Source organism: Paenibacillus sp. RC84 (assembly GCF_041260495.1).
Classification (GTDB): domain Bacteria; phylum Bacillota; class Bacilli; order Paenibacillales; family NBRC-103111; genus Paenibacillus_F.
In genome coordinates this window covers 624,966-638,093 of the sequence record NZ_JBGBYL010000002.1, presented here as the reverse complement: position 1 = coordinate 638,093, position 13,128 = coordinate 624,966, and the positions used below count along the sequence as shown (strand labels likewise).

Below are 13,128 nucleotides of genomic sequence, written 5' to 3'. Positions count from 1 at the left end.
TCCTTTTATCCGGATAGTAAAGCTGTACGTGCCCTCTATAGACGAAAAACATTCATTTTCGTTATAATTATATATACTGGTTAGTTAATTAATCAACCAGAAATTTTCCGTTTCCTTTTTTCCTGCCTGTTTTTTGGAATTGCGAGTCCCCTGCCACGGTTGCTTTAAGAAAGGTCAGGTCCCGGTTTGTGGTATACTACTCTTTAATGAGCTTCTCAGATTCCCGTTTTGAAAGGAACACTGCCAATGTCATCCACTTCCCGAAAATCTCCCGGAAGGCCCCGTTCCAGCGAGCAGGCGGCCCCCGTTTCCGACCGGATTCTCCAGATAGCCATGCACGAATTTATCCGCAGCGGATATGATGCCGTTTCCATGGACGATATAGCGAGAGCGAGCGGCGTCACCAAAGCGTCGGTCTATTATTATTTTCCGTCCAAAGCCGTGCTGCTCACCGAATCGACGATCCGGCTTATGAATGTGGTGCGTGCGGCCACGCTGAAAATTCTCCAGAAGCCCCTTCCTCTCCGGGAACGGCTGCTGGAAGTCACTTACAATCACCTTCAAGCCACGACAAGCTTCGATTTCGAAGGCTTTATGAACAAAATCGAAACCGTCCTCACTCCCGAGCAGACGGAAAATATGCGGAAAGCGGAGCATCAGCTTCTGGAAGCACTGGCCGACGCGTTCGCCGAAGCTTCGGACAAGGGCGAAATCGGCACCGCGGATTGCTGGCTCGCGGCACGATCTTACATGGCCCTGCTTATGATCGGACACAGCAAACAGCCCGACGGGACGTTTACCTACCCCGACAAGCGGCTCGCCGCCGACAAAATCGTCAGCATGCTCTGGGACGGAATCGGCAACAGTCCCGCATGAGCCGGTTAGGTACGAATTCAGACCGCAAAAAAGACAGTTCCCAATCTTTCGATCGGGAGCTGTCTTGGTTTGCTATGACACTATTTATAAGAAGGTGGTTATCCCTGGATCTTATAACTTGGTGACGTTAGCTGCTTGAGGACCGCGGTTACCATCCGTGATCTCGAATTCTACTTCTTGGCCTTCGTCAAGAGTTTTGAATCCATCGCCTTGAATAGCGGAAAAATGAACGAATACGTCTTCGCCGCCTTCTACTTGGATGAAGCCATAGCCCTTCTCTGCGTTAAACCATTTAACTGTACCTTTCAAGTGAACAACCTCCTAAATGTATCGCCATCTATGGCGAATATGGATATTATATCATCCTTTGTCTGCCAGTTCAACTGCCAGAAAGGGGTCAATCCGCAACTTTATGCAAAGTCAAGTAGTCCCTCGAACCCGGGATAAAAGCGAGCCGCGTCGGCCTATATACGGCGCTGACGCCCTCTCCGGCGAGCTCTGCCAGCAGCTCGGGAAGCTGAGGATACAGCTCTCCGCCGAATGTCAGCAGCGGATAAATCCGCACTTCTCCGCCTGGTTTACAAACCCTCAGCAGTTCTCTCATCGCCTGAAGGTGAAATTCGGGACTGAACTGCTCTCCGTACAGAAACAGGAAGTGGCTGCACAGCACAAGATCGAACTCGCCTTCCGAATGCGGAAGCTCCGGCAGCGAAGCCGCCGTGTATCTCTCTTCGCGGGAAGCGGGATTCGCATAATCGGCGGCGAAATCCGCGAATGATTGTTTGCGCAGTTTCTTTAATAACTCGGGCCCCCCGTAGAAATCCCAATTGTACATGTGCCTTCTCTCCGTCAGCTTGGCAATAAACCGGTCGATCTCCTCCAGACCCAGCCCTTCGATTTCCGAAGGCCCCATCGCATACAGGGGATCTGCCGCACTGGCCTTGATTTCCCTGCGGGAAGCCTCGGCCGTAAATGCCGAAGCGCCGGCGCCGGTATCCAGCACGCGCTTGCCGCGCAGCTTTTCCGGCTCCAAGTCAAACATCCGGACGTATTCCTCGAAATTACGGCATGTCATAGCGACACCCGTCTGCTCATAAAAGCGCTTTGTCTCCATCCCAACTGCACTCTCCTCTTCTCGGCTCATCTCAACTAAACTGATTTTCCGTCGCTGCGGACGGGACTTTACGGATAAGTGACGGCGGCTCTCTATCTGCCTCATCCAACTTTTCCCATAAAGATTGAATGTATTGTACCACCTCCGCCCGGTTCAAGCTAGTGAAATTTTTAATCCCTTATGCTAAAGTAAGATGCAAGCGGTTGGGGCATTCTTACCTTTATATTCGTCCCTCATCCTTCAAACCAGATTAAAGGAGAATTCTCATGTCACACGTGATAAAAAAACATGTCATCTTCAAAAGAGACAAATGGAATATGGTTACGGTTGAAGTGAACGGTTCCCGGCTTGTCGCCAGGGAAATTTCGGACCAATGGGGCGAAGACACCCATACTTTTCTCAGCCGGCCGGCTTTGATGCATTGGGCTCAGGAAAGATTCCCGCGGGATTCGTTCGAAGGAACCGACGAAGAATATGACGCCATGATGGAAGCTTTCCGCAACGTCTGAAACAGGCGAACAAATGTCTTGACGGATTTGCGACACGCGCGGTATACTGAGCACAGAAAACTAAATGTACGGGACAGTCAAAGGGGAGTAGCTTCTACAGTAAAGTCGTCAGTTCGGGTTGGACAACAGCCCCGGCTTTATTGGCAACGAAAGTTGTTAGCAAGACCTTTGCCAGCACGCTGGTAAAGGTCTTTTCTTCTTCGCTGGAGAAAAATGCCTTTACCGGATAATTCGGTAAGGCATTTTTTTTGTAGGCTGCCGCCGAATTAGAAGTCCCTGACTTGCAAACCCTATTTTAAGATGAAGGAGTGAACTCACTATCATGGACTGGTTCTCAACAGCATCCTTGCTTACCTTGCTCAACATCATTATCATCGATCTCGTGTTAGCGGGAGACAACGCCATCGTCATCGGGATGGCTGCCAAAAACGTACCCAAGAACCTGCAGAAGCGGGTCATCCTTTGGGGGACTGCAGGTGCGGTCGGTATCCGCGTAGTCGCGACCGTTCTCGTTGTGTATCTACTTCAAATTCCCGGCCTGCTCTTCGTAGGCGGACTGCTGCTGGTCTGGATCGCGCTCAAGCTTCTCACGGATAAAAGCGATCATGACAATATCGCGGCTAAAAATACGGTCGGAGCCGCGATCACTACCATTATCGCGGCCGACGCGGCAATGGGCATCGACAACGTGATTGCGATTGCCGGTGCGGCTCACGGCCATATCGGCCTCGTCATTATCGGACTGCTGGTCAGCGTGCCGATCGTCGTCTGGGGAAGCACCATTTTCATTAAAGTCGTCGACCGGTTTCCGATTGTCATGTACATCGGTTCCGGGGTGCTCGCCTATACCGCAGCTAAAATGCTAACCGAAGAGCATTTCATTATGCACGGATATTTCTCCGCTAACCCGCTTGTAAAATGGCTCTTTATCGCCGTCGTTATCGTCGGGGTGCTCGTGACCGGTTATGTCGTGAAAATGTCGGGATATTCCGTTAAAATCAACGACCGCGGCCAGCTAACGCTTCCCAAGCATGTGGGCCACCAAGCCAACATCGCACCGGAAGACCGGTTCACCGTGCAGTCGGACCCGAGCGGCCGTCTCGTCTTCGTCAAGGTCGGACCGGACAATGATCCGAAATCCGTTAAATCCGCCGGCTGACGACCGGCTCCGTATACCGAGTAACTACCGGACCCGCCCCTTTCCGCTGAAAGGCCGGCGGGTTTTGCGCGTCAGCCGGCAAAAGAGGGAAATCGCCCGCATGAGGCGAAGTTGTATGGCATACTAGTTAAAATGCTTAATGGCAAGAGGTGAACGTATTTTGGGGATTTCAAATGATGTACTGCTCTTTATCATCGCGGGCTTCGCTTTCGCGCTGCTTGTGCTTTATTCGCGCAACCGCATACCGGAGCAGCTGCGCAGGCCGATGGCCATTTTCGCGCTGATCCTGGTGGTCTGTTCTTTTTCGCTGGTGGTCGTATCTCTGTTTAAATTAGGAATGGCGGGGTAAAACGCGGGCGAATTTACTTCCCAAACGCATTCCCCTATAATGATAATTAATCTTCCGATCGGTCATACTAGACGGGATTCCCGAAAAGTCAACTGGGAAAATCCGTCTGGGGAGCGTGAAACCGTATGCGCCTCTTACCGATCGCCCTTATGGCCGGATTGCTCGCGTCCACGCTGGTTCCCGGCAGCGGCGCGCATTCGGCCGCCAATCCGAAATCATCTGTCAGGAGGGTTCCCATGAACCAAATTCCCGTTCGTAAAGACGTCCCGGCCGAGCACCGCTGGAAGCTGGAGGATCTTTTCGCCAATCAAGAAGCCTGGAACAAAGAATACAACGAAACGAAAGAAGCGCTGGGCAAAATCGGCCAGTTTCATGGCAAGTTAAGCGATCCTGCCGCTGTGAAGCAATGCTTCGAGCTGGAGGACGATATTTCTCTACATACCGAAAGACTATACGTGTATTCCAACATGAAGCACCACGAGGATATGACGGACCCTACCTACCAGGCTCTGTCGGATAAAGCCCAGAAGCTCAGCGTGGAAGTGAGCCAGGCGCTCTCTTTCATCTCTCCGGAAATCGTCAGCCTCTCCGAGGAGCAGTTAAAGGCGCTCGTGGAGAACAAGGATCTGGCGCCATACAAAACGACGCTGGAAGAAATGATCCGCCAGAAGCCTCACGTGCTGTCCAAGGAAGAAGAAGCGCTGCTGGCGATGGCCGGCAATATGTCCGGCGCTCCGAGCAACATTTTCGGCATGATCAACAATGCGGACATGAAATTTCCGAAGGTGAAGAACGAGAACGGCGAGGAAGCCGAGCTGACACACGGAAGCTACATCCAGTTCCTCGAAAGCCGGGACCGCGAGGTGCGCGAACAAGCTTTCAAAGCCGTTTACGAGACGTATGCCAAGCAGAAAAACACGATAGCCGCCACGCTTTCGTCCAACATCAATAAGAACATTTTTTATTCGCAGGCTCGTAAATATCCGTCCGTTCTTGAGATGTCCCTTTTCGGCGACAACATCAAACCGGAAGTGTACACGAATCTGATCGAAACGATTCACGAATCGCTTCCGCTTCTCCAGCGCTACATGAAGCTGCGCAAGAAGCTGCTCAAACTCGACGAGCTTCACATGTACGACCTGTTCGTCCCGCTTGTAGACGATCTCAAGATGAAGGTCACCTACGACGAAGCGAAAGAAACGATTAAGGAAAGCCTGGCTCCGCTCGGCAAATCCTACGTGGAAACGCTGGAAAAAGGCTACAAGGACGGCTGGATCGATATTTACGAAAACCAGAACAAGCGCAGCGGCGCCTACAGCTGGGGCGCTTACGGCACGCACCCGTACGTGCTGCTCAATCACAAAGAGAACCTGAACAGCATGTTTACGCTGGCGCATGAAATGGGTCACGCGATCCATTCGTACCTGTCGGATGAAAATCAGCCGTACCGGGACGCCCAGTACACGATTTTCCTGGCCGAAGTGGCTTCCACGCTCAACGAAGCGCTTCTGATGGACTACCTGCTGAAGCATACGGACGATCCTAAGAAGAAGCTGTACCTGCTTACTTACTATGCCGATCAGTTCCGTACGACCGTATTCCGCCAGACCATGTTCGCCGAGTTTGAGAAAATCACGCACGAGAAGATGGAAAAAGGCGAATCGCTTACGGCACAGGAGTTCAGCAAAATCTATTATGATTTGAATACCCTCTATCATGGTAAAGAAATGGTAGTGGACAAAGATATCGAAATGGAATGGGCGCGTATTCCACACTTCTATAACAGCTTCTATGTGTATAAATATGCGACGGGCTTCTCCGCTGCCACGAGTTTCTCCAAACAGATTCTCGACGAAGGCCAGCCTGCCGTCGAACGCTACCTCGGATTCTTGAAGAGCGGTGGAAGCGACTATTCCATCAACATTCTGAAAAAAGCCGGCGTGGACATGTCAACTCCAGAACCGATCAAGCAGGCGATGAGCGTATTCGCTTCCGTGCTTGATCAGATGGAAGAGCTGACGAAGTAATTCACGCGGACTTTACCCCGAGCTTAAAGGCCGATGAACGGTTTCACGGCCTTTTTGCCGGTTTAAAGGAGAGATTTTCCATGAAATCGAACCGTATTCAATGGCTGTTGATCGGCGCTCTTATTTTTGCCCTTATTACGACGGTTTTCGCGGTGGTGAACATGGATCAGGTTCGTGTCAATTTCGTGTTTATGGAAACGAACGCGCCCCTCATTCTGGTCATCGTGATTTCCACCGTTCTCGGCGGACTTATCGTCGGCCTGTTCGGCATTTTGCGTCAGGTACAGATGCAGAAGGAAATCAAGGAGCTTCGCAAACAGCTCAAGGTATCCGCCGTTCCGGCCGATACGGAAGTGCTTCCGGGCACTGCCGCCGCAGAAGCCGCTTCCGCTTCTTACGAAGATCGTCTGCCGGGCGAGGAATCTCCCGTCCAGAAAGAATTCGGCAAGAACAACTCCGGCGCGCTGTAAGACAAAACGAAAAACCTCCATCCATGCGGGCGTTAAGGCCTGCCGGGATGGAGGTTTTTTTCATGTTTCGGCGCGTTGGGCCGGAGTTTGCTGCCGCGGCCGGAAACTCCGGCAGCGGCTCCCAGGCTGTTCACAGCCAGCCTGCGAGCAGGACCGCCGCAAGCGCCGCGGCGCCGCCGAAGAGCGAACCGATGACGTTCACGGCATCGTTCGTCATCCAGGCGAAGCCCCGCAGCGGCTCGGCGGGCGAGCCGCAGTGCGAGCCGCGCTCGATGTCGCGGCCGCACACGGCGCAGCGGTACATCGCCTGCCACTTCGCGCCGATCAGCGAATCGGACAGCGATCCGGCGAGGCCGCCGGCCAGACCCGCCGCAAGCAGCGGCAGCAGCGTCTCCAGCGGATGCTGCGCTCCGGCGGTCAGCACGGCGGCCGCCTGCTGGCCGGACGCTCCCGTGACGGCGCCGCTCCCCAGCCTGGCCAGCAGCCACGCCGCCGCGCCGATGAAGAGCCCGCCCGCGCAAGTCGCGAGCAGCCCGAGCGCGGTGACCCCGCCGGACGTGCCGGGGGCGACTTTGCGCCCCGTCAGGATGGAGCGGGGAGCGGTCCGGCTCAGCCCGCCGATTTCCGTGGCCCAGGTATCGGCCGTGACGGCGGCCATAACGCCTACGAAAGCGGCCCACCAGGCGGGATGAGGGGCGATCACCGAGCCGATGCAGAGCAGAAGCCCCAGCCCCCCGTTTGCGGCCACTTGTCCGGCGTCCCGGTTGCCGCTTTTGGCGTAGCCCGATTCGATGGCCGCTTTTCGCTTGTGCTTGTACTTGGACAGCAGCGTCGAGGCAACAAAAAACGCGATCAGGGTGCCGAACCAGGCGGCCGAGCCGAGCGAATACATCAGCGTGCCCAAGACAACCGCCGCGGCCGCACCCGACGCTGTCAGGGAGCGCTTCGAATAAGCGGCCCCCGCCACCAGGATGCTTCCCAGCAGTCCTATCCCCACATCCATTCCCGACATTCTCTCATCTCCCCTTCTTTCAATCATCCGAGCAAGGCAAAGCACTGCCTGCAAAAGCCGGCGGCTGCAAACCGCGGGTTTCGTTTTCCGTATTTCGGGTAAAAATAAGGGTAGATCCCGTATCACACATTCGTTTATGAGGGGAGATTTTAATCATGGAAACCAACCAAAACAAACCGAACGAGGACATCAACCCGATTACGGATGAAAATAAGCACAACCCCTACACCAATCAGAAAAATAACGTCCGTAAATATGAGAATGAAGATCTCGAATCCGTAAAAGAACATGAATATCACGACGCCAAGCAAAATTCCGCGAATCGCGATATCAATGAGGTCATGAACGGCTCGATGGCGCCGAACATGGATGAAATCAAACAGCTCGGCAAAGACATGGAAGGCATGAAAACCAACGAGGACCTCACGGAAGAAGGCCTACTTCCCGACCCGATTCAGAACGAACGCGAGGAAGAAGCTTCCCGCTAAATTCTGCCTTAGGTCCATTATGGCAAAAATCGCCCTTTCAAGCAAAACACACCCCCGCTCGGGAGGTGTGTTTTCTGCTTTCAGGAAGCGGGTTCGATGGCTTTGCCGCGTATCTTGACGCCGTAAGAAATGGACTGGAGAAAATCCATCTGCTTTTTGTCGTAGGCCGCGTCCCTTCTCACAATCTGATCTTTTTGAATGTAATACGGGTTGAATTCTGCCGTGATCTTTCCGTTGATCAGCTTTAATTTAAGAAGTCCGGTGTCCGCTTTCGCGTCTTTCACATAATCGGGAAATAAAAAATTGCCGATGGAATACGCGATAGGCTTGCCTTTGTAAAATTCGAATCCTTGCAGAACGTGCACATGGCTCCCGATGATCCCGTCGGCCCCGGCATCGATCATTTCTTTGGCGAAGGTCCGCTGCCACTCTTCCGGTTTGTGGTTTTTCTCCACCCCCCAGTGCATATAGACGAATACATAGTCCGCATCCTTGCTTTCCTGCCGGATGACCGGCAGAACGGCGGATTTGTCGTAAGCCTGAGCAATCCCCGGCGTATCGGGACCCGCAAACCAGTCCCGGGTCGGAATAAACCGGGAAAAGGCAAGAAATTTGATCCTGGCCCCGTTAATTTCGACGGTTTTGGCTTTGTACGCTTCCGCGGCGTTGCGGCCGCCCCCGATATAAGGGAGCCCCGTCTGTTTCAGGTGATTCAGCGTATCCAGAAAACCCTGTCTCCCGAAATCGAGCACATGATTGTTCGCTATGGAAACGAGATCGAATCCGGCATTTTTTAAGCCTTTCAAGGACGGAGGGTCCGATTTGAAATTATAGAGCTGGTTCGCATCCTTCTCGGTCGCGTCGGTCACCGACGTTTCCAGATTCACAAAGGCGTAATCCGCCTTGGATACTTCCGCTTTTACAAACTGAAAAGGATAATCCGGCCCCTTCTTCTTGATCGTTTCCTTCACGGACCAATCCATCAGTGCGTCCCCGGCAAAAATAAGATCAACGGCTTCATGATCGCCCACTTTTTTGCGGACGGCAGGAGCCGTGTCCTGCGAACCCTTCGGCTTTTCGGTCGCTTTGGCTTCCCCCGGGTTCGCCGGTTTATCCGCCGGTTTGGCTTCTTTATTGCCGGTCGGTTCGCTTGCTGCAGCCTCCGCCGACTCCTCCGCTTTATCCGGGACCGGAGATGCCGCGGGCACGGGCGATTTTTCCGGAGCCGGTACCGCGGAAGAGGCGGGCTGATTGTCTGCGGGCGTCTTGGTGACCGGCTGTTCCGAAGACGATGCGGCGGGCGGAACGGATGCCGCGTCCATTTTTATTTTGACCAGCAGCAATCCTGTAACGAGAAAGGCGCTGAAGATCGCAGACACGATAAGAAGGGTCAATCTCTGTTTCTTCATCGGTCCCCTCTACTTTCCGCGGCAGGACAGTTCATCCTATCCTGCCTTACAGCTTAACTGTGCAGCATCCAAAGGTTTCTGCGCCCCAGAGAAGCTCGAACACATCCCCGTCCGCGCAGGCTCCGACGCCGGCAGGCGTGCCCGTATAAATCAGGTCCCCCGCTCCGAGGCCGTAGTTTGCGGCCACATAATCGACGATAGTCTGCAGCGGGAAAATCAACTCCCCGATATTGCCCCGTTGGACGGTTTCGCCGTTGCGCACGGTCTTGAATTCCGTCTTTTCCAGTTCTGCGGCACCCAGAAACGGGCGAAGCGGACTCAGAGCGGCGGAGTTCAAAAATCCTTTGGCGGCCAGCCAAGGATGGCCTTTTTTCTTCAAGACGCTTTGAACGTCACGAAGGGTGAAGTCAATCCCCAGTCCGAAAGAATCGACAAGCTCATCCACCGTCATTCCCGGCGAATAGGGCTTGGAAATATGAAGAACGAGTTCTCCCTCGTAATGAATTTCTCCTTTGCCTTGAGGCAGCTCGAGCAAATCCCCTTCCATTGCGGCAAGCGCATGCGTCGGTTTCGTAAAGATCATCGGCTCTTCCGGCACGTCGTTGCCCAGTTCGGCGGCATGAAGCTTATAGTTGCGTCCTACACAGTAAATGTTGCGTACAGTTCCCGTCATCGGTCACTCAACTCCCCGTTCTGAATAAGGGCATTCATGGAAAAAGGCCCTCTAGCGATTATAAACGTTCCGCTAAGGGGCCTCAAGGAGAACACCGGTTTTAAACTGATTTTTATCGGAAGTTTCACGGCTGTCGCGGCTACACTTCTTAACGCTTATTGAATCGGATTGGAGGAAGATTCGCCCGCTTTGGAAGTCAGCGCCCCGCTGTCGGGTTCGTCCGTTTTCTCTTCCTGCCCGCCTCTTTGGGAGTTGACAGACGTCTGGGCGTGGGAAGCCTGCCTGGTCCCGGCGGCGGATGCAGCGTAACCGGACTGGTGCTGCTGCGTGCCGCTGTGCTGTTGGGTTCCCGAACCAGTTTGCGGCGTGTAATTCCGGTCTCCTTGATACGAGGAATTGGAAGCCTGTGTGTAGGACGGGTTTGGCGTCTGGTAAAGCGCCTGCTGACCTGCGCTCTCATATCCGTAAGCGGCGCCGTAGCCGGAAGTGCCGCCTCCCGTATAAGAGGACGGCTGTGAGGAGCCATAAGCGTCCGGCTGCTGCCCTTGTCCTCTGTAAGCCGAGCTGCCGTAAGAATGATCCGCATAGCCCGTTTCCGTTCTTCCGTATGCGGAGTAACCGCCGTTATCCGGCTGTGCGCTGTAACCTCCGTTGTAGCCGTAGGCCCCCGGCTGGTGGTTTTGCGGTTGGTAACTTTGCTGCGGGCGGCTTTGCTGATGCGGCTGGCTGCCGCCGGCACCCGGATAGCCGTACAAGTGATTTTGGCCGTAGTCGGGAGCATGGCCGAATTCCTGGGCGTAGCCGTAACCTTGGCCGTAGTTCCCCGCCGCCTGGCCGAAATCCGCTTCATGAACCGGCTGGAAGGTGTGCAGGTAGGTTTTGGCCGTATGATCGTGAAGCGTCGGAACCTGGTACTGGCCTTGACTGTTCATGAACAGAAATACTTCATAGGCATGATCCGCGGCCGCATCGGCTGCTGTGAGAAGCATCCGGCGGACGTTGGGATCGGCACTTTCCAGCGCGGCCGTCATTTGATTTTTCGCGTTGTTTTTGTGGCAGCAGAGCATGGCGGATAAAATCTGCTCGTCATTGAAGGAGCCGTCCGTTTCCGGTGAGACCGGGGCAGGATGGCGCAGGCCGTACAAAATATCATGGACCGAGACAAACGGCGGCTGGCCGTAAGGCGCTTGTCCGCGCGCGGCGCTGTAATCATGCGTGTAAGCGACCAGCTCGTTATAGTGCTGCACCCCCGCTTGAAGATGATTCCCTGCGATCGCTTTCACCTGCGGATGCCGGGCCTGCCGGGCGTAAAAAGAAAAATGCCGGATCATATTTATTTTTTCGGTCAATACTTCGTGGACCTCTAACGTTTCATGGGCTCCGAATGGCATGGGAAAACAGCTCCTTTTGTAAGTTCCTTTATGCTTACAATTCCCTCTCTTTGGGAAATTTATGCATAGGAAGCCGGTCGCCTCCGCCTTACCGGGTTAAAGATAGGTAGAACCCTAGAAGCGCGCATCCGCAAACCCGCTTCCTGAGGATGAAGGAAAAAATATCTTCTTTTTGTGATATAATAAGGGGATGAATTCCAGGACGGCGCAAAAGCAAAGCATGTACAACTAGAAATGGGGGAATTGCATGATCAATTGGAGAGTAAACTTGGCGGTTTTGTGGGTCGGACAGTTTTTCGTAATGGCAGGCATGACCATGATCATGCCGTTTCTGCCCTTATATCTCAAAGAGATGGGCCTGCAGGACGCGCAGGAAATCGCAACTTGGACAGGCATTATTTTTGCCGGCAACTTCGTCACTTCCTTCCTCTTCCAGCCGTTCTGGGGAGGAATGGCGGACCGCTACGGACGCAAGGTGATGCTGCTGCGCTCCGGCTTCGGAATGGCGGCCGTCATGACGACGATGGGCTTTGCGCATGCCCCGTGGGTGCTCCTGCTGCTGAGGCTCGTTAACGGCACGATCTCCGGGTACGCTCCCGCTTCCGTCGCTCTCATGTCGACGAACACGCCGCGCGAGCATATCGGATTTGCGATGGGTACGCTCCAGTCGGGTGCCGTAGCCGGCTCCATTCTCGGCCCGTTTATCGGCGGTCTGCTGGCCGAGCTTATCGGCTTCCGGTACATCTTCTATGTAACCGGAGCCATGCTCTTTATCGCTTCGATGGTGACGATGCTGCTGGTCAAGGAGAAGTTCAATGCGGCCGAAGCCAAAAAGCAGCCGAAAATATCGGTCATTCAGGGCTATAAGGACCTGAGGCCGATTCGACAGCTGCCGACGCTATATTCGATCACGTTCGTGATCCAGTTCTCCATCCAGTGCTCCATGCCGCTGATGGCCCTCTTCGTCGAGGAGCTCCACGGCTCGGGAGAACTACTCGCCTTCTACGCGGGACTTGTCGCTTCGATCACCGGGTTCTCGAACATGGTGGCCGCCCCCCTTCTCGGAAAATTGTCCGATAGGATCGGCCCGCAGCGCATCCTGTTCGTCTCGCTTATCGGCGCGGCCATCTTCTTCATTCCGCAGGCTTTTGTGCAGAACGTCTGGCAGCTGATGGCGGCCCGGTTCTGCCTCGGCATTTTTATCGGCGGGCTTCTGCCGACGGTCAATTCCCTGATCCGGACCTACACGCCGGTCGGAATGGAAAGCCGCTCGTACAGCTTCAATACGAGCGCTCTGGCTCTCGGCAACATGATGGGACCGGTTATCGGCGGCGCCCTGTCCGGCTTCCTGAACATTCGCGAACTGTTCCTGTTCGCGACCGTGATGCTTGCCATTAACGCGGCCTGGTCGTACCGCACGCTGCTCGGCAAGCACAAGATTTCAGACGGAACCTTGTAAAGACCGAACGGGCGGATGGGCGGAGTAGAAAAGCGCTCGACGGAACCGCTTCGGCGGTCAGACGCCTTCAACCGCCAACCAAACAAAAAAGAACGATCCTCGGCCGGATGTGTCCGGGTGGATCGTTCTTTTTGTTGCTTGTCTGTAACTCATTTGCACCGTGCGAAGCTACCAGCGCGCGGTGCTCGGCGT

The 13,128-nt window shown here is 54.3% G+C and carries 14 protein-coding genes; 8 read left to right on the top strand and 6 right to left on the bottom strand.

Translation table 11 applies throughout. From position 1 onward, the window contains the following. The first annotated feature begins 246 nt into the window (after positions 1–246). Complete coding sequence (locus ABH899_RS06665) at positions 247–876, top strand: TetR/AcrR family transcriptional regulator (RefSeq protein WP_369995013.1); 630 nt, start codon at positions 247–249, stop codon at positions 874–876. Between the two features lie 111 nt (positions 877–987). Here the strand turns inward: ABH899_RS06665 and ABH899_RS06660 are convergent, their stop codons facing one another. Together ABH899_RS06660 and ABH899_RS06655 are read right to left on the bottom strand one after the other, a co-directional pair. After that, positions 988–1,185, bottom strand: a complete 198-nt coding sequence (locus ABH899_RS06660) for a cold shock domain-containing protein (RefSeq protein ID WP_009675016.1) — start codon at positions 1,183–1,185, stop codon at positions 988–990. An 88-nt stretch (positions 1,186–1,273) separates the two neighbouring features. Next, positions 1,274–1,990 carry a class I SAM-dependent methyltransferase gene (locus ABH899_RS06655; RefSeq protein WP_369995010.1) on the bottom strand — a complete coding sequence of 239 codons (717 nt, stop codon included), beginning with the start codon at positions 1,988–1,990 and terminating at the stop codon, positions 1,274–1,276. A gap of 275 nt (positions 1,991–2,265) precedes the next feature. On the opposite strand from ABH899_RS06655, the gene ABH899_RS06650 reads away from it, so the two are divergent. The 5 genes from ABH899_RS06650 to ABH899_RS06630 all read left to right on the top strand — a co-directional run bounded on the left by ABH899_RS06650 (position 2,266) and on the right by ABH899_RS06630 (position 6,504). Beyond that, positions 2,266–2,499, top strand: a complete 234-nt coding sequence (locus ABH899_RS06650) for a hypothetical protein (RefSeq protein ID WP_036740500.1) — start codon at positions 2,266–2,268, stop codon at positions 2,497–2,499. A 322-nt stretch (positions 2,500–2,821) separates the two neighbouring features. Next, a complete protein-coding gene (locus ABH899_RS06645; protein WP_369995008.1) occupies positions 2,822–3,658 on the top strand; it encodes a TerC family protein in 837 nt (278 codons plus the stop codon). A 160-nt stretch (positions 3,659–3,818) separates the two neighbouring features. After that, the gene (locus tag ABH899_RS06640; protein WP_009675025.1) at positions 3,819–4,007 is read left to right on the top strand and encodes a hypothetical protein; all 189 of its coding nucleotides are present in this window, start codon (positions 3,819–3,821) and stop codon (positions 4,005–4,007) included. 236 nt (positions 4,008–4,243) lie between these two features. Then, positions 4,244–6,034 carry an oligoendopeptidase F gene (pepF, locus tag ABH899_RS06635; protein ID WP_369995155.1) on the top strand — a complete coding sequence of 597 codons (1,791 nt, stop codon included), beginning with the start codon at positions 4,244–4,246 and terminating at the stop codon, positions 6,032–6,034. 80 nt (positions 6,035–6,114) lie between these two features. Further along, positions 6,115–6,504, top strand: coding sequence for a LapA family protein (locus ABH899_RS06630; RefSeq protein WP_369995005.1), 390 nt, complete (start codon positions 6,115–6,117; stop codon positions 6,502–6,504). Positions 6,505–6,634: 130 nt separating this feature from the next. Here the strand turns inward: ABH899_RS06630 and ABH899_RS06625 are convergent, their stop codons facing one another. Beyond that, positions 6,635–7,507 carry a DUF92 domain-containing protein gene (locus tag ABH899_RS06625; protein ID WP_483312615.1) on the bottom strand — a complete coding sequence of 291 codons (873 nt, stop codon included), beginning with the start codon at positions 7,505–7,507 and terminating at the stop codon, positions 6,635–6,637. Positions 7,508–7,671: 164 nt separating this feature from the next. On the opposite strand from ABH899_RS06625, the gene ABH899_RS06620 reads away from it, so the two are divergent. Next, a complete protein-coding gene (locus ABH899_RS06620) occupies positions 7,672–8,004 on the top strand; it encodes a hypothetical protein (RefSeq protein ID WP_009675006.1) in 333 nt (110 codons plus the stop codon). 80 nt (positions 8,005–8,084) lie between these two features. Here the strand turns inward: ABH899_RS06620 and ABH899_RS06615 are convergent, their stop codons facing one another. From ABH899_RS06615 to ABH899_RS06605, 3 genes are all read right to left on the bottom strand, one after another. Continuing rightward, a complete protein-coding gene (locus ABH899_RS06615) occupies positions 8,085–9,413 on the bottom strand; it encodes a CapA family protein (protein WP_369995002.1) in 1,329 nt (442 codons plus the stop codon). 46 nt (positions 9,414–9,459) lie between these two features. Next, a complete protein-coding gene (locus ABH899_RS06610) occupies positions 9,460–10,086 on the bottom strand; it encodes a fumarylacetoacetate hydrolase family protein (protein WP_369994999.1) in 627 nt (208 codons plus the stop codon). A gap of 155 nt (positions 10,087–10,241) precedes the next feature. Next, on the bottom strand, positions 10,242–11,477 hold the full coding sequence (locus ABH899_RS06605; RefSeq protein WP_369994997.1) for a spore coat protein: 1,236 nt from the start codon (positions 11,475–11,477) through the stop codon (positions 10,242–10,244). Between the two features lie 247 nt (positions 11,478–11,724). On the opposite strand from ABH899_RS06605, the gene ABH899_RS06600 reads away from it, so the two are divergent. Then, positions 11,725–12,936: an MFS transporter gene (locus ABH899_RS06600; protein WP_009675017.1), complete on the top strand. Its 1,212-nt coding sequence runs from the start codon at positions 11,725–11,727 to the stop codon at positions 12,934–12,936. Positions 12,937–13,128: the final 192 nt, after the last annotated feature.